The organism is Terrabacter sp. RAF57, from assembly GCF_052113925.1.
GTDB lineage: Bacteria > Actinomycetota > Actinomycetes > Actinomycetales > Dermatophilaceae > Terrabacter.
In genome coordinates this window covers 224008-240911 of sequence record NZ_JBFRDT010000003.1, presented here as the reverse complement: position 1 = coordinate 240911, position 16904 = coordinate 224008, and the positions used below count along the sequence as shown (strand labels likewise).

At 71.0% G+C, this 16904-nt stretch carries 13 protein-coding genes; 6 read left to right on the top strand and 7 right to left on the bottom strand.

Annotated features, from left to right (window positions below; all coding sequences use genetic code 11):
- Window positions 1-65: 65 nt before the first annotated feature.
- The 3 genes from AB4Y83_RS06100 to AB4Y83_RS06090 all read left to right on the top strand — a co-directional run bounded on the left by AB4Y83_RS06100 (window position 66) and on the right by AB4Y83_RS06090 (window position 3929).
- A complete protein-coding gene (locus tag AB4Y83_RS06100; RefSeq protein ID WP_020144159.1) occupies window positions 66-785 on the top strand; it encodes a beta-ketoacyl-ACP reductase in 720 nt (239 codons plus the stop codon).
- A gap of 81 nt (window positions 786-866) precedes the next feature.
- On the top strand, window positions 867-1628 hold the full coding sequence (gene fabI / locus AB4Y83_RS06095) for an enoyl-ACP reductase FabI (protein ID WP_442273544.1): 762 nt from the start codon (window positions 867-869) through the stop codon (window positions 1626-1628).
- Between the two features lie 39 nt (window positions 1629-1667).
- Complete coding sequence (locus AB4Y83_RS06090; RefSeq protein WP_442273543.1) at window positions 1668-3929, top strand: tetratricopeptide repeat protein; 2262 nt, start codon at window positions 1668-1670, stop codon at window positions 3927-3929.
- A gap of 221 nt (window positions 3930-4150) precedes the next feature.
- On the opposite strand, the gene cphA is transcribed toward AB4Y83_RS06090, so the two are convergent.
- The 6 genes from cphA to glgC form a co-directional block, all read right to left on the bottom strand.
- Complete coding sequence (cphA, locus tag AB4Y83_RS06085) at window positions 4151-7042, bottom strand: cyanophycin synthetase (protein WP_442296301.1); 2892 nt, start codon at window positions 7040-7042, stop codon at window positions 4151-4153.
- A gap of 93 nt (window positions 7043-7135) precedes the next feature.
- On the bottom strand, window positions 7136-8056 hold the full coding sequence (locus AB4Y83_RS06080) for a cyanophycinase (RefSeq protein WP_442296300.1): 921 nt from the start codon (window positions 8054-8056) through the stop codon (window positions 7136-7138).
- Between the two features lie 9 nt (window positions 8057-8065).
- Window positions 8066-9313, bottom strand: a complete 1248-nt coding sequence (gene serB, locus AB4Y83_RS06075; RefSeq protein ID WP_442296299.1) for a phosphoserine phosphatase SerB — start codon at window positions 9311-9313, stop codon at window positions 8066-8068.
- A gap of 110 nt (window positions 9314-9423) precedes the next feature.
- The gene (locus AB4Y83_RS06070; RefSeq protein WP_056827021.1) at window positions 9424-10155 is read right to left on the bottom strand and encodes a ZIP family metal transporter; all 732 of its coding nucleotides are present in this window, start codon (window positions 10153-10155) and stop codon (window positions 9424-9426) included.
- A 1-nt stretch (window position 10156) separates the two neighbouring features.
- Window positions 10157-11014: an LLM class F420-dependent oxidoreductase gene (locus tag AB4Y83_RS06065; protein ID WP_442296298.1), complete on the bottom strand. Its 858-nt coding sequence runs from the start codon at window positions 11012-11014 to the stop codon at window positions 10157-10159.
- A gap of 45 nt (window positions 11015-11059) precedes the next feature.
- Entirely contained in the window at window positions 11060-12319 is a 1260-nt protein-coding gene (gene glgC / locus AB4Y83_RS06060) for a glucose-1-phosphate adenylyltransferase (RefSeq protein WP_442296297.1), read from the bottom strand.
- A 102-nt stretch (window positions 12320-12421) separates the two neighbouring features.
- Here glgC and glgA point away from each other — a divergent pair, with 102 nt between their 5' ends.
- From glgA to AB4Y83_RS06045, 3 genes are all read left to right on the top strand, one after another.
- Window positions 12422-13624, top strand: a complete 1203-nt coding sequence (gene glgA / locus AB4Y83_RS06055; protein WP_442296296.1) for a glycogen synthase — start codon at window positions 12422-12424, stop codon at window positions 13622-13624.
- Between the two features lie 62 nt (window positions 13625-13686).
- Entirely contained in the window at window positions 13687-14262 is a 576-nt protein-coding gene (locus tag AB4Y83_RS06050) for a 1-acyl-sn-glycerol-3-phosphate acyltransferase (RefSeq protein WP_442273535.1), read from the top strand.
- Between the two features lie 112 nt (window positions 14263-14374).
- Window positions 14375-16096, top strand: coding sequence for an alpha/beta hydrolase (locus AB4Y83_RS06045; protein WP_442296295.1), 1722 nt, complete (start codon window positions 14375-14377; stop codon window positions 16094-16096).
- 22 nt (window positions 16097-16118) lie between these two features.
- On the opposite strand, the gene AB4Y83_RS06040 is transcribed toward AB4Y83_RS06045, so the two are convergent.
- Window positions 16119-16853 (bottom strand): PIG-L deacetylase family protein, encoded by a 735-nt coding sequence (locus AB4Y83_RS06040; protein WP_056827023.1) that lies wholly within the window; start codon window positions 16851-16853, stop codon window positions 16119-16121.
- Window positions 16854-16904: the final 51 nt, after the last annotated feature.

Below are 16904 nucleotides of genomic sequence, written 5' to 3'. Positions count from 1 at the left end.
TAGTCCGTTAGGTTTCGGGGCAAGGCAGCGACCCGGCAGAGTCCGGACGGACGGAGGAACGCACAGTGTCAACGACCGAGGCGCGCAACGTGCTCGTGACCGGAGGCAACCGCGGCATCGGCCTGGCGATCGCCAGGGCTTTCGCCGACGCGGGCGACAACGTCGTCATCACCCACCGCTCCGGTGAGCCGCCCGAGGGCCTGCAGGGCGTCATCTGCGAGGTCACCGACTCGGCCTCCGTCGACGCGGCCTTCACCGCCGCCGAGGAGATCTTCGGTGGCCCCGTCGAGGTCCTCGTCGCGAACGCCGGCATCACCCGCGACACCCTGCTCATGCGGATGAGCGACGACGAGTTCGACTCCGTCATCGACACGAACCTCGCGGGCGCCTTCCGGTGCGCGCGTCGCGCGGCCACCGGCATGATCCGCAAGCGCCGAGGCCGCATCGTCCTCATCAGCAGCGTCGTCGGCCTCTACGGGTCGCCCGGCCAGACGAACTACGCCGCGTCCAAGGCCGGCCTCGTCGGGCTCGCCCGCTCGATCTCGCGCGAGCTCGGTGGCCGCGGCATCACCGCCAACGTCGTCGCGCCCGGCTTCATCGACACCGAGATGACGGCCGTCCTGCCCGACGAGCAGAAGAAGGCCTACCTCGCCAACATCCCGGCCGGTCGCTTCGCCACCCCGGAGGAGGTCGCGTCGGTCGTGCGCTTCGTCGCGAGCGACGACGCCGGCTACATCACCGGCGCGGTGATCCCCGTCGACGGCGGCCTCGGCATGGGGCACTGAGCCCACCCCACGGCATACGTTGGTATGCCGTCACGAGCGTTGTGCAGCAAGCGTGCCCACCCACACGAGAAAGTCGCAGGCATGGGAATCCTCGAAGGCAAGAAGCTCCTCATCACCGGTGTCCTCATGGACAGCTCGATCGCGTTCCACGTCGCGAAGATCGCCCAGCAGGAGGGTGCGACGGTCATCCTCACCTCGTTCGGCCGGACGATGAAGATCACCCAGACCATCGCCAAGCGGCTGCCCGAGACGCCCGTCGTCATCGAGCTCGACGTCGCCGACCAGGAGCACCTGGACACCCTCGCCGACCGCTTGCGCGAGCACGTGGACGGCCTCGACGGAGTGCTGCACTCGATCGGCTTCGCGCCGCAGGGCGCCTTCAACTTCCTCGAGGGCACGTGGGAGGACGTCTCGACGGCCCTCCAGATCTCGGCGTACAGCCTCAAGTCGCTCGCGGTCGCGACCCTGCCGCTCATGTCCGAGGGCGGCAGCGTCGTCGGGCTCACCTTCGACGCGAAGTTCGCATGGCCGGTCTACGACTGGATGGGCGTCGCCAAGGCCGCCTTCGAGTCGACGAACCGCTACCTCGCCCGCGACCTCGGCCCCAAGGCCGTGCGCTGCAACCTCGTCGCTGCCGGGCCGATCCGCACGACGGCGGCCAAGTCCATCCCGGGCTTCGAGCAGTTCGAGAAGGTCTGGGACGACCGCGCACCGCTCGGCTGGGACGTCAACGACCCGGAGCCCGCGGCGAGGGCCTGTGCGGCGCTGCTCTCCGACTGGTTCCCTGCCACGACCGGTGAGATCGTCCACGTCGACGGCGGCGTCCACGCGATGGGGCAGTGAGGGCGCAGGTCCACTGATCCTCTCGCTAGAGTCCTGCCCATGCCTCACGCCGGGACCGAGTCCAGCCCCCTGACGACGACCGACCCCGAGGCCGCGTCGGTGCCTGCCGAACAGGTGCGGGTCGACGAGGTCAGGGTGCTCGACGGGCCCAACCTCTACTTCGCCCGCCCGGCGATCAAGGTCATCCTGCACGTGCCCGGCTTCCTCGAGCTCAAGCGCACCGACGCCGAGGCCCTGGCCCGCCGACTGGGCATGCGCTCGGCCCGCCCGGGCAAGCGGGGCACGGCTCTGCGCCAGCGGTTCGTCATGCGGGTGATCCGCACCGTGACGCGTCGCGTCGGCACCGAGATCGGCGCCGGACGCCTGGGCGTACGCGTGCGGGCGGGTCAGACCGTCGAGGACGTCGTGCTCGCCTTCCCGTGGGTGCATCGCACCCGCGGCCGCGTCGCGGGGGAGCAGTTCGGTGCCGTCATGGCTGGCCTGCTCGACCGCTCCCGGAGCGCCGACGAGGTCATCGAGGCGGCCGCGGCCGTCATCCTGGCCGCGCCCGACGGTCCGGGCCCCAGCGTGCTGACGCCGACGGTGCCGGTCGCGTCCGTCACCGGCACCAACGGCAAGACGACGACGACCCGCCTCATGGCGCACATGTGCATGAGCGCCGGTCTCAAGACCGCCTGGAGCTCGACYGACGGCGTCGTCGTCATGGGCGAGACGAAGGAGGAGGGCGACTTCTCCGGCCCGGCGGGTGCGCGGGGGGTGCTCGAGACGCCCGGCCTCGAGATCGGGATCCTCGAGACCGCCCGTGGCGGCATGCTCCTCAAGGGCATGGGGGTCACCGCCAACGACGTCAGCGTCGTCACCAACGTCAGCGCCGACCACCTCGGCCTGCAGGGCATCGACACCCTCGACCAGCTGGCCGAGGTCAAGGCCATCGTCACGACCGTCACGAAGCCACAGGGCTGGGTCGTGCTCAACGGCGACGACCCCCGCGTGTGGGCCATGCGCTTCGGCATCAAGGCCAAGCCGTGGGCCTTCAGCCTGGACCCCGCGTCGCCCGCCCTCTGGGAGTCGATCAACTCCGGTGGCCGCGGCATCACCGTCCTCGACGGCGAGATCGTCGTCCTGTCGCCCAACGGTGACCCGGACCGCCTCGTCAAGATCGTCGACGTCCCCATGACGCTGAGCGGACTGTCCCGCAACAACATCGCCAACGCGCTGGCCGGTGCCGCGGCCGCGCTGGGGCTCGGTGTCCCGCGCTCGGCGGTCGTCGAGGGCCTGCGGACCTTCGCGCCGGACCCCGAGCACAACTGGGGCCGGCTCAACACGTACTCGCTGCCGCTGCCGAGCGGCGGCAAGGCGACGGTCATCATGGACATGGCCCACAACGAGGCCGGCCTCGAGGCCCTGCTCGACGTCGCCCGTGGGCTCGCCGCGCCGGGCGGAGCCGTGCGCCTCGGCCTCGGCTGCGCGGGCGACCGCGCCGACGAGGCGATCGTCGCGATGGGCGAGATCGCCGGCCGCGGCGCCGAGGAGGTCGTCCTCAAGGTCGCGCTCCACTACCTGCGCGGGCGCGAGCCCGAGGATCTGCTCGGTCTCTTCCGCGACGGCCTGGCCAAGGTCGGCGTCCTGGACGTGCCCGGCTACGACACCGAGCTCGAGTCCTTCGAGGCGCTCGTGCCGCACGCGCTCGACGGCGACGTCATCGCGCTCATGTGCCACGCCGAGCGCACCGAGGTCAACGGCTGGATCCGCGAGCACGGCGGCAAGGTCGACGACGCCCGCGCGATCCGCCGCAAGGTCGTCGCCGCGCGGGGCGAGCACGAGCTCGAGGCGGAGATCGCGGCCCTGTGGGAGGGCGACGGCGAGTCGGGGCGGCTCGCGGCCGCCCAGGAGCTCGTCGACGGCCACCCGGGCGACCCGCGCCTCGTCTTCGAGCTCGCCGGCGTCAAGGACGCGATGGGCGACGAGCAGGGCGCCATCGGTCTCTACGAGGAGGCGCTGGCCGGTGGCCTGCGCGAGCCGCACCGGCACCGGGCGCAGCTCCAGCTCGCCTCCAGCCTGCGCGTCGTGGGCCGGACCGCCGAGGCGCAGGGCCTCGTTGCCGACGTCCTCGAGGCACGACCGCACAACACGGCGGCGCTCATGCTCAAAGCGCTCGTGCAGGCCGATCTCGGCCAGGAGCGGCAGGCCCTCGCCGACCTCATCCGCGCGACACTCGAGGCGACGACCGACGTCGACACCCAGGCCTACCGCCGGGCCCTGCGGGCGTACGCGGACGAGCTGGCCCCCGTCACCGACTAGTCAGGAGCACGGCTGCAGACGCGCCAGGGCGAACTTCTGCCGGATATGCGCCCGGGCACCATCGGCAACCGCGCCACGGCGCAGTTGTGCCCGGTTCCGGCCCTGGGCCAGGTCGGCAACCGCGCCATGGCGCACTCGTGTCGCTCCTCGAACGCCCACGCGGCCGGGAAGTGCGCCGTGGCTCACTTCCCAGCCGTATCGCGTGCGGGCCTCGACCCGCGTCAGATGGCGGTGTCGTCGGCCTGGTCGGGCTGCGACTCCGACGGGACGGCGCCGAGCGCCTCCTCCTCGGCCTCGTCGCCCTCGGCCTCGGCGGTCTCGGTGAGAGTGCTCGGGTCGAGGTCGGGGTCGCTCGTGGCCGACGCGGCCGTGCCGATGCGGGCACCCGCCTGGGCGTGCTTGGTGCGCTCCTCGAGCTCGGCGACGACGAGCGCGTGCTGGTCGACGCACATGACGACGAGGTCGCCCGGGTTGGTGCGGGCGAGCACGTGCCGAGTGGCGTCGAGCTCGTCGAGGACGATCTCGACCTGACGGCAGCGGGCGCCCTCCTTCATCGCGGCACGGGCGCCCTCGGCCACGAGCTCGGCCGTCTCGCCGGGCTTGCGGCCGCGCAGGCGCTCGTCCTCGCGGATGACGATGACGTCGAAGTGCTGGGCCGCAACCGCTCCGAGCTCGCGCATGTCGTCGTCGCGTCGGTCGCCCGCGGCGCCGATCATGCCGATGCGCGAGGTCTTGCCGAGGTCGGCCTGGCGCTGCTTCTGGTCGGCGTAGCGGTCGACGAAGGCGCCGAGCTCCTTCATGCCGGCCGCGTTGTGGCAGTAGTCGACGAACACGTCGGCGTTGTTGACCTGGACGAGGTTGAGGCGACCGGGGGAGAGGTAGTACGTCGTCGCGAAGGTCCGCAGGCCCTGTCGGATGTCGTGGAGCGGGGCTCCTGCGGCGAAGGCGGCGCCCGCGGCGGCGAGCGAGTTGGCGACGTTGAAGCGTGCCGCGCCACCGAACGTCGACGGGAGCAGGTGGGTCCAGGCGAGCTGCATGCTGCGCCGGCCGTGCTTGATGACGATCATCTCGCCCCGCTCGCTCGGCTCGAGCACGACGGCACGGCCGCCGCGGCGGCAGTAGTCGTCGACGAACTCACGCGTCTCGCTGCCGGGCTCGGCCATCGAGAACCAGACGATGCCGCCCGAGCAGCGTCGGCGCATGTTGCGCACGTTCGGGTCGTCGGCGTTGAGCACCGCGAAGCCGTCGCGCGGCACGGCCTCCACGATGACGGCCTTGACGTCGGCGAGCTGGCGCAGGGTGTCGATCCCCTTGAGTCCCAAGTGGTCCGGGGCGACGTTGGTGACGACCGCGATGTCGTTGCGGTCGTAGCCGAGGCCCTCGCGGAGGATGCCACCCCGGGCGACCTCCATGACGGCGAAGTCGACGCGGGGATTCTGGAGCACCATCCGGGCCGAGCGCGGACCCGAGGCATCGGCCTTGATGACGAGCCGCTCGTCGATGACGACGCCGTCGGTCGAGGTCATCCCGACCTTGCGTCCGAGACCCTTGAAGATGTGGGCGATCATGCGCGACGTCGTCGTCTTGCCGTTCGTGCCGGTGACGGCGACGATCGGCACGCGTGACTGCGCGCCCGGTGGGAAGAGCAGGTCGACGACCGGCTTGGCGATGAACTGCGGCTCGCCGACGGTGGGGTGCGTGTGCATGCGGAAGCCGGGAGCCGCGTTGACCTCGCAGATCGCGCCACCCGTCTCACGCACGGGATAGGTGATGTCCGGGCAGATGAAGTCGATGCCGGCGACGTCGAGCCCGACCATGCGGGCCGCCTCCTCGGCGATCTCGACGTTGTCCGGGTGGGCGTCGAAGGTGCGGTCGATCGAGATGCCACCGGTCGACATGTTGCCGGTCAGGGCCAGCTTGACCATCTCGCCCTCGTCCGGCACCGACTCGGTCGTGTGGCCCTGTCCCGCGAGGATCTCGAGCGCGTTGGCGTCGACCTTGATCTTCGTCAGCACCTTCTCGTGCCCGACGCCACGACGCGGGTCGGCGTTGGTGATCTCGACGAGCTCGGCGACCGTGTGGGTGCCGTCGCCGATGACGTGCGCGGGGACGCGCTCGGCGATCGCCTGCATCCGTCCGCCGACGATGAGGCAGCGGTAGTCGCGACCGGTGACGAAGGACTCCACGATGATCGTGCCGCGACGCGACTCGGCCTTGGCGATGTCGTACGCCTTCTCGACGTCCTCGTCGCTCATCAGGTTGAGGCACACGCCGCGGCCGTGGTTGCCGTCGAGCGGCTTGACGACGACCGGGAAGCCGATGCGGCGCGCTGCCTCGACGGCTCCCCGCAGGGTGCGAACGGCCTCCTGCTTGGGCACGGGCAGGCCGGCGGACCCGAGGAGCTTGGTCGTGAGGTCCTTGTCGCTCGCGATGTCGACGGCGAGCGCGCCCGTCTTGGAGGTCATCGTGGCCCGGATGCGCTGGGCGTGCACGCCCTGGCCGAGCTGGACGAGCGAGGCGGAGTTGAGGCGGATGTACGGGATGTCGCGCGAGGCCGCCTCCTCGAGGATGGCGGCCGTCGAGGGACCGAAGGCGACCCGCTCGGCCTGGCGCAGGAAGGCGTTGAACTCCGTCTCGAAGTCGAAGCCGTCCTCGGGCTGGACGAGGTGGTTGATGAGGCGCACCGCGAGCTTGCCTGCGGCGACCCCGACGGTCTCGTCGGTGTAGCTGTAGACGACGTTGTACTGGCCCGGCTTGCCCTTGACCGCACGGGTCTTGCCCCGGCGGGAGTCGTGGCCTGCGAGGGTCTGCAGCTGAAGCGCGACGTGCTCGGCGACGTGGCCGAGCCACGTGCCCTCGCGCAGCCGCTCGATGAACCCGCCGCGTCGGCCGAGCGAGCAGGTGTGGCGCTCGAGCCCGGGGACGAGCTCGACGAGCTGGTCGGTGAAGCCGGGCAGCGAGACCGTGGGGTACTCCTCGAGGCTGCCGAGGTCGACGACGAGGTGGACGGCCTGCTGGTAGGACCAGACGTTGGGGCCGCGGTAGATCCGGGTCTCGAGGATCTTCAGGTCCGGTCGGGCCGGGCCTGTGGGGGTGGGTACCTCGACGGCCATGGATCTCCTCCTACGGGGTCGTGCGGGACGTGCCGTGCGGCATACCCGTCGACCGTTGGTGCGGTGCGTGCGGTGCGGCTGGACGAACGGGACTCAGTGAGCGGCGCTACCCGTCGACGAGCGCGCCGCGCGGACCTTGGCCGGGACGACCGCACCCTCGATGTCGGGATGACGCTCGACGAACGCGGTCAGCTCGACGTGGTCCAGGTCGAACGTACTGCCCGTGGGCAGCGAGTGCACGACCGCACCCGAAACGAGCAGGGGCGCACCGCGACGCGCGTCGGGGGCGTCGGTGATGGCGTTGCGGGCGTTGACGACGAAGATCGAGCCGGCCCCGATGACCGACATGACCGTGCCGCCACGGATCTCGGCCGCGGTGTTCTCGTCGATCCCCATGCCGAGCAGGTTCGGCGAGGCGGCGACCATCGACATGAGCCGGCCGTAGCGGCCGCGCTGGTCGAAGTGCTGGTCGATGATGACGTCCTCGACGAGCCCGAGGCCGGCCGAGATCTGGCTCGCCCGCTGCTTGGGCGTCAGCCCCTCCTCGCCGAGCGAGATCATGTAGCGGCTCATGATCGAGGCGCCGGCCGACGTGCCGGCGACGACGGCGCCGCGATCGTAGGCGCGCACGACGGCGTCGCCCACAGGCGTGCCGACGATGTTCTGCGCCAGCTTGACCTGGCTGCCACCGGTGATGAACACGCCCGTCGCGGTGTCGAGCGCCTCGACCATCGCCGGGTCGTTGGCGTCGCGGCGGGTCGCGGGGTGGACGACGGAGTAGTCGCCGCCCCGCAGCCGGGTGAAGACGTCGCGGTAGGCCTCGGAGACCTCGTCGGCGTACGACGACGCCGTGGGGATGAGGACGATGTGCGACCGCCGGCCGCCCGCGAGCTTCACGAAGCGCTTGAGCACGACCGACCGCCCGATCCGGTCCTCGGCACCGCCGATGATGAGCAGCGTCCGGCGGACGCCGTTCGCGTTCGGGGTTACGGACGAAGGGGCCACGGACTGCATCGCGCCAGCCTAGTGACCGGCGTGCGGGACCGGCGGAGCCTGGGTCGGCGTGCCGTCGTCGAGATCGGCCTCCTCGATCTCCTCGCGGGTGATGCCGAGCAGGTAGAGCACCGAGTCGAGGTAGGGCACGTTGACCGCGGTCTGGGCCTGCTCCTGGACGATCGGCTTGGCGTTGAAGGCGACGCCGAGGCCGGCGACGTCGAGCATGTCGAGGTCGTTGGCACCGTCGCCGATGGCCACGGTACGGCTCAGCGGAAGGCCTTCCTGCTCGGCGAACTCGCGCAGGGCCCGCGCCTTGCCCGCCCGGTCGACGACCTCGCCGACGACACGTCCGGTGAGGCGGCCGTCCTCGATCTCGAGCCGGTTGGCACGGGCGTGGTCGATGCCGAGGTCGTCCGCGAGCTCGCCGACGATCTCGATGAACCCGCCGCTGACGAGACCCACGGTGAAGCCGAGCCGCTTGAGTGTGCGCACGAGCGTCCGGGCGCCGGGGGTCAGCTGGACCGACTCGCGCACCTCGTCGAGGACCGACTCGGGCAGACCCGCGAGGGTCGCCACCCGGGCGCGCAGGGACTCCTCGAAGTCGAGCTCGCCCGCCATCGCGCGCGCCGTCACCTCGGCCACCTCCTCCTCTCGGCCGCTCCGGGCGGCGAGCAGCTCGATGACCTCCTGCTGGATGAGCGTCGAGTCGACGTCGAGGACGACGAGTCGCCGACCGCGCCGGGCGAGCCCGCCGGGTGCGACGGCGATGTCGATGCCTTCCGACGTCGCCACGAGGGCGAGCTCGGTGCGCAGGGACGGCAGGTCGGCGCCGGAGATGTCGAACTCGACCGTCGTGATGGGGTAGCGCGAGAGCCGGCGGATGCGGTCGATGTTGGCGCCGTGGTCGGCGATCCGGGTCGTGACGAGCGAGACGGCGTCGGCGCTGAGCGGGGCGCCGAGGACGACGACGGCCGCCCGTCCCTGCCGCGAGCGCGCGTTGACGCCGGTGCCCTCGACGACCGTGAGGGCGAGGCCGAGGCGGTGGGCGGCGACGGCGGCGGCGTCGCGCAGCTGGTCGACGTGGGCGCCGGGTCTCAGCAGGACGGTCAGGGTGAGGTGACCGTGCACGACGACCTGCTGGATGTCGAGGACCTCCGCGTCGACTCCCGACAGCGCCCCGAGGAGCGTCCCCGTCACACCTGGTCGGTCGTCGCCCGTCACGGTGACGCTCAGGGTCTGGATGTCCGTTCCGTCCGTGCTGTTCACTTCGGTCACCCGCGTCAGGGTAGTGAGCGCGCGCGCGCTCCCGCGTCACCTTCCGGCATGCGGCCGGTGACGTCCGTCATGCCGGAGGGTGTATGCCCCCCGCCGGGGTCGTGCGGGAGTCAGCCGAGGGCGCTGAGCAGGAACGCGAGCGCGAAGCCGAGCATCGTCACGAGACCCACCAGGCGGCCGGCGTGCTCGGTGGCCTCCGGCATCATCGTGTCGGCGAGCATCGTGATGATGGCGCCGGCCGCGAAGGTCTGGATCCCGGCCACCACGGCGGGGGAGGCGCCTTCGAGCAGGACGTAGCCGAGACCGGCGGCCAGGCCGGAGACGAGCATGACGACGAGCCACAGCAGCAGGATCTGGCGCGCGGAGCGCCCGGCCCGCTTGAGGCCGGCACTCGCCGACATCGACTCGGGCACGTTGGAGAGGAACACCGCCGCGACCATCGCGATCCCGACCTCACCGCCGCCGAGGACGCTGACGCCGATCGCCGCCGACTCGGGTATGCCGTCGAGCAGGGCCCCGAGGACGAGCGCCATCGCGCCCGCACCCTGCTGCGGGCCTCCGGTCGGGCTCTTGCGCCGGTGGCCACCTCGACGGTCGATGAACCAGTCGCCGACGAAGAACACGACCGAGCCGCTGACGAGCCCGACGACGACGGGCGCCGCGCCGGCGGAGTGGAACGCCTCCTCGGTCAGCTCGAAGGCGACCGCGCTGATGAGCACGCCGGCGCCGAAGGCCATGACGAGGCCGATGACGCGGTACGAGGCTCTGGCGTAGAGCCCGAGGAGCGCGCCGACGAGCAGGGCGGCGCCACCGACGAGTCCCCAGAAGGTCGCGGTCAGCACGTCACGACGCGCTGACCCCGTTGACCTCGTCGCGCCACTGGAGCAGGTCGCGCACGCGGGCGAGGTCGGGGTCGGCCGCGGCGACGCTCGCCGTGAACAGCCGGGTCCCGACGTCGTGGAGCTGCTGGGCGTTGCTCGCGTAGTCGCCCGACTGGTCGGGGTTGCGGCCCGGCACGAAGGCGACACCGGCCGACCGCTCGATCTCGAGGGGGTCCCGGCCTCGGCGGGCGCACCACTCGTCGAGGACGCGGTGCTTGTGCGCGATCTCCTCGGGGCCGCCGAAGCCGTGCCAGATGTCCGCGTGCTCGGCGACGATCCGGAGCGTCTTCTTCTCGCCGCCGCCGCCGATGAGGATGGGGATGTCGCGCGTCGGGGCGGGGTTGAGCCGGCTCCACCGGTCGCGGATGACCGGCAGGTCGCGCGCCAGGTCGTCGAGACGCCCGCCCGCGGTGCCGAACTCGTAGCCGTACTCGTCGTAGTCGAGCTGCGCCCACCCCGAGCCGATCCCGAGGATGAGGCGTCCCTCGCTCACGTGGTCGACGGTGCGCGCCATGTCGGCGAGCAGGCTCGGGTTGCGGTAGCTGTTGCACGTCACGAGGGCGCCGATCTCGACGGACTCGGTCGACTCGGCCCACGCGCCGAGCATCGTCCAGCACTCGAAGTGCTGGCCGCCGCGGTCGCCGCTGAGCGGGAAGAAATGGTCCCAGTTGAGCAGGACGTCGACACCCATCTCCTCGAGCGTCGACGCCGTGCGTCGGATCTGGGCCCACGTCGCGTGCTGCGGCGGGATCTGGATCCCGACCCGCGCCGACCGCGAGTCCGTCGCGCTGACCGGGGGATTCGTGGCGGTGGACGTCATGGGAAGACCCTCGCAGATGTCATCGGGCGGGGCTCATCGGGGTGCTCATCGGGTGACGATCTGGCCCTTGCCCACGACGACGATGCCGGTCTCGGTGACGTGGAGGCCGCGCGCCCGGTCGTGCTCGTGGTCGATGCCGATCTGGCAGCCCTCCGGGATGACGACGTTCTTGTCGATGATGGCCCGGCGGATCTGGGCGTGCCGGTGCACCTCGACGCCGTCGAGCAGGACCGACCCCTGGATGCTCGCGTAGGAGTGCACCTTGACGAGGGGAGAGAGCACCGAGGCGTAGATGTGCGCACCCGACACGACGACGCCCGGAGAGACCGCCGAGTTGAGGGCCTCGCCGATGCGGTCRCCGCTGCCGTGGACGAACTTCGCCGGCGGGTAGGGGCTGTGGCTCGTGTAGATCGGCCAGTCGTAGTTGTAGAGGTTGAAGACCGGGTGGATCGAGATGAGGTCCATGTGCGCGTCGTAGTAGGACTCGATGGTCCCCACGTCGCGCCAGTAGCCGCGGTCGCGGTCGGTGGCGCCGGGCACCTCGTTGTCCTTGAAGTCGTAGACGCCGGCCTCTCCGCGGCCGACGAAGTAGGGCACGATGTCGCCGCCCATGTCGTTGCTGCTCGCCTCGTTGTCGTGGTCGGCGATGACAGCCGCCTCGAGGGCTGCGGCGGTGAAGACGTAGTTGCCCATCGAGGCAAGGACCTCGTCGGGGTTGTCCGGCAGGCCCTTGGGGTCGTTCGGCTTCTCGAGGAAGGCGGCGATCTTGGACGGGTCGGCGTCGTCGACCTCGATGACGCCGAACTGGTCGGCGAGAGAGATCGGCTGGCGGATGGCCGCGACGGTGCAGGCCGCACCCGTCTCGATGTGCTGCTCGACCATCGCGCTGAAGTCCATGCGGTAGACGTGGTCGGCGCCGACGACGACGACGATGTCGGGCCGCTCGTCGTGCATGAGGTTGAGGCTCTGGTAGATCGCGTCGGCGCTGCCGAGGTACCAGTTCTTGTCGACGCGCTGCTGCGCCGGGACGGTCGTGACGTAGTTGCCGAGGAGCGTCGACATGCGCCACGTCTTCGTCACGTGAGCGTCGAGGCTGTGCGACTTGTACTGCGTCAGCACGACGACCTGGAGGTAGCCGGAGTTGACGACGTTGGACAGGGCCAGGTCGATGAGGCGGTAGATGCCGGCGAACGGCACGGCGGGTTTGGCCCGGTCGGCGGTCAACGGCATCAACCGCTTGCCCTCACCGCCAGCGAGCACGATCGCGAGGACTTTCGGACCAGCAGCTGGGCTTCGTCGGGCCATGAGCGCCACCCTAGGGCAGGCGTCCGGTCGCCGACAGGTTCAGCACGCAAGATCGGCCGAGCTTTCCGCTCCGCGGGATGACTGCAGCACTAGGGTCGGAACGTGCGCGTCGACATCCTCAGCAAGGAGTACCCGCCGGCCATCTACGGAGGCGCGGGTGTTCACGTGGCAGAGCTCGTCCGGGCGCTCCGCGACCGCGGCGACATCGACGTCCGGGTGCGCTGCTTCGGCGCCGCGCGTGACGAGGACGGGACGACGGCGTACGCCGATCTCCCCGAGCTCGCGACCGGTAACGCCGCGATGCAGACCCTCGGCGTCGACGTCAGCATGGCCGGCGACTGCGTTGGAGCCGACCTCGTCCACTCGCACACCTGGTACGCCAACATGGCCGGCCACCTCGCGTCGCTCCTCGGGGGCATGCCACACGTCGTGACCGCGCACTCGCTCGAGCCGATGCGCCCGTGGAAGGCGGAGCAGCTGGGCGGCGGCTACCGCGTGTCCTCGTGGGCCGAGCGCACCGCGTACGAGTCGGCTGCCGCCGTCGTCGCGGTCAGCGCGGGCATGCGCGAGGACATCCTCAAGAGCTACCCCTCGCTCGATCCAGCGCGGGTTCACGTGGTGCACAACGGGATCGACTCGCAGCTGTGGTCGGCCGACCGTTCCCCGGAGGCCACCGAGATCGTCCGGCGCCACGGCGTCGACCCCGACCAGCGGTCGGTCGTCTTCGTCGGCCGCATCACCCGCCAGAAGGGCCTGCCCTACCTGCTCAGGGCCTGCGCGCTGCTGCCCCCCGACGTCCAGATCGTCCTCTGCGCGGGTGCCCCCGACACGCCGGAGATCCTCGCCGAGGTCGAGGGACTCATGAACGAGCTGCGGTCGCAGCGTGAGGGGGTCGTCTGGATCCCCGACATGCTGCCGCGCAACGAGGTCGTCGCCCTGCTGACCCACGGCACCGTCTTCGCCTGTCCGTCCGTCTACGAGCCGCTCGGCATCGTCAACCTCGAGGCGATGGCGTGCGAGCTCGCCGTCGTCGCCACCGCCACCGGCGGCATCCCCGAGGTCGTCGTCGACGGCGAGACCGGGTGGCTCGTGCCGATCGAGCAGGTCCAGGACGGCACCGGGACGCCGGTCGACGCCGACCGGTTCGTCGCCGACCTCGCCGCCGCGCTCACCGACGCCGTCTCCGACGTCGACCGGGCCCACGCGTTCGGTCGCGCCGGCCGGCAGCGGGCGGTCGACTCGTTCTCGTGGGCCTCCATCGGCGACCGCACGCTGGAGGTCTACCGCTCGGTCCTGGACATCTGACGCACGGCGCCTCGCGTAGGTTGGTGGAGGCGGACCACCGCCACAGCCCGAGAGGAAACGCCATGAGGAGTCGACTGGCCGGCCTCGTGCTGCGCCTCATCGGGTGGACCGCGGTGGGCGACGTGCCTCGCACCGGCATCGTCGTCGGTGCACCGCACACGTCCAACTGGGACTTCGTGATGATGCTCCTCGTCATGTGGCGGGGCGGCGTCACACCACGGGTCCTCATCAAGAAGGAGCTCTTCCGTGGCCCGCTCGGGTGGCTCCTGCTGCGGCTCGGTGGCATCCCGATCGACCGCGACAACCCCGGCGAGGTCGTGCGGGGACTCGTGCGGGAGGCCCGGAGCGGGGAGCCGTTCCTGCTGATCCTGGCTGCGGAAGGCACCCGTTCGAAGGGCGGCTACTGGAAGTCCGGCTTCTGGCGGATCGGGCGGTCGACCCGTCTGCCCATCGCCCTCGCCTTCATCGACGGACCTTCTCGCACCGCCGGATTCGGCCCCACCATGAGGGCCACGGCCGACGTGGTCGCCGACATGGACACGGTGCGTGCGTTCTACCGCGACAAGCGCGGCATACACCCCGAGAGACGCACGGAGCCTCGACTCCGCGAGGAGTCGCAACCCGACGTCCGGCGCTGATCCCGGGGGCTCGGGTCCGGTCGCGCGTACGGCGTTTCGCGTGCTCGCGACCGCCACGTGTGGGAGCGTTCCACGTGAGTGCACCCCGTCCCGCTGACCGGAACGAGCTGAGATGGCAACTGACGTGGCTGGCAACGATGCGCTGACCGCCGGCGACCACGGGTCGGTCGACGAGGCGGACGGGCTGGAGCGGCGCCCCGGACGCCTCCGGGGGTTGCTCCACTTCACCGTCCCGGGGTGCTGGGGCGCGGTCCTTTTCGCGGCCCTGTCGTTCACCCCCTCCCTGCTCCCGCGTGGCGGCTTCATCCAGGGTCTGGTCTGTGGGATCACCGCATCCATCGGCTACGGGCTCGGAGTCCTGGGCGCATGGCTGTGGCGCGCCTTCGCGGATCGGGAGCCTCGAGAGCCCAAGCCCTCGTCCTGGCGCGTCCTGTTCATCGCCGGCGGCGTGCTGCTCGTCGTCTTCTTCGGTCTCGGCCAGTACTGGCAGCACGAGATCCGGAGCCTCATGGGGGTGACCGACTACAACATCGCCCTCGTCGTCCTCTCTCCCTTCGTCGCGGTGTTCTTCTTCGCGCTGTTCCTCCTCATCGGCCGCGGCATCCGACGCGTCTACCACTGGGTCGCGGACCTGCTGAGCCGGAGATTCGGACGGCGGGCCGCGGGGGCGACGGGCTGGGTCCTCGTCACGACGATGACCTACCTCGTCGTCAGCGGCGTCCTCATCGACGGGCTCGTCGGCGCGATGGACGAGGCCTTCTCGGTGAGCAACACGATCACGCAGGAGGGCGTCGTCAAGCCGACGACGGGGCTCCGCTCGGGCGGGCCCGGCTCGAAGATCCCGTGGGAGTCGCTCGGACGGGAAGGACGGACGTTCGCCGCGACGGGGCCTACCGCGAGCGACATCGAGAAGGTCGTGCACCAGCCCGCGCAGGAGCCCATCCGCGCGTACGCCGGCCTGGACTCGGCCGACGACACGGAGCAACGGGCGGCCCTGGCCGTCGACGACCTCGAGCGGGCCGGAGGGTTCGAGCGGACGAACCTCCTCGTCGTGACGACGACGGGCAGCGGCTGGGTCGACCCGGCCCTGGTCGCCCCGTTCGAGTACCTGACCGGCGGCGACGCAGCCACGGTGGGGATGCAGTACTCGTACCTGCCGTCCTGGCTCTCCTTCCTCGTCGACCAGTCCAAGGCCCGCGAGGCGGGACGGGCACTCTTCGACGCCGTCTACGACCGCTGGTCCCGGCTGCCGCAGGACTCCCGGCCGAAGCTGTACGTGTCGGGCGAGAGCCTCGGGACGTTCGGCGGTGAGACCGCCTTCAGCGGCGAGTACGACCTGCGCAACCGGACCGCCGGCACGGTCTTCGCCGGGCCGCCGAACTTCAACACGCTGTTCCGTGAGTTCAGCGACCACCGCGACCCGGGCAGCCCCGAGATCCAGCCGGTCTACAAGAACGGTCGCACGGTGCGGTTCGCGACCGATCCAGCCGCCTCGATCCCGCCCGAGGGCCAGCCGTGGGACGGCACCCGCGTCCTCTACCTCATGCACCCGTCCGACCCCATCGTGTGGTGGAGCCCCCACCTCGTGTTCAACGAGCCCGACTGGATCGGTGAGGCGGCCGGCAAGGACGTGCTGCAGGGGATGTTCTGGATGCCGTTCGTCACCTTCTGGCAGGTGACGGCCGACCTCCCGTTCTCGACGGGGGTCCCTGCCGGTCACGGCCACAAGTACACGACGGAGTACGTCGACGCCTGGAATGCCGTGATGCGTCCGGAGGGCGTCACCGCCGACGACCTGACGGCCATCCGGACGGCTGTCGGAGCGCTGGGCTAGGTGTTCTGACCCGCCGCGCCGGTCAGCCGCCGACGAGACGGCCCGTCACGGCATACGGCACCCCGACGACCTCCGAGGGGCCGCCGAGGATCATGCCGAGCAGCTCGGCCGGCTTCGGGTAGTCCGGTCCGAGCGCCGCGAGGTAGGCATCGTGCGCCGACAGCGACGCCACCGCCGCGTCGAAGTGCTCCGAGACGTCGACGAAGTGCGTCGGCTCGGGGTCGGCCACGATGAGCAACCGGGCGACCTGCCACGGCTCGTGTCCCTCGTCGACGAGGTCGGGGAAGATCCAGCGGTTGCCCGCGTCAGCCTTGGCGTCGACGACGGCGAGACCCACCGCCCGGTGGTCGGCCTGATTGGCGAAGCCGCCCGGGAAACGGTCGGCGTACGTCGACGTGATGACGAGGTCGGGCCTGCGGATCCGCATCTCGCGGGCGATGGCGCGCCGCAGCGGGAGGCCGTACTCGACGACCCCGTCGGTGAACCCGTCGAGGAACTCCACGACGTCGACGCCGACCTGGGCAGCCCCGTCCCGTTCCTCCTGCTCGCGCAGCGGGGCCGCCTGCTCGGGCGGCAGGGTGTCGATCCCCGCCTCGCCGCGGGTGGCCAGCAGGTAGGTCACGGTCTTGCCGGCCCGCACCCACCGGTCGACGGCAGCGGCCGTGCCGTACTCGAGGTCGTCGGGATGCGCCACGACGCACAGAACGGTCTCGAAGGTGCTCTCGTCGAGTGGCTGCAGGTCCGGGTGCTCCGTCATGGACCAAATCTAGGGTTGCTTGGCGAAGTCCCGGGGGGATGTGACGATGGG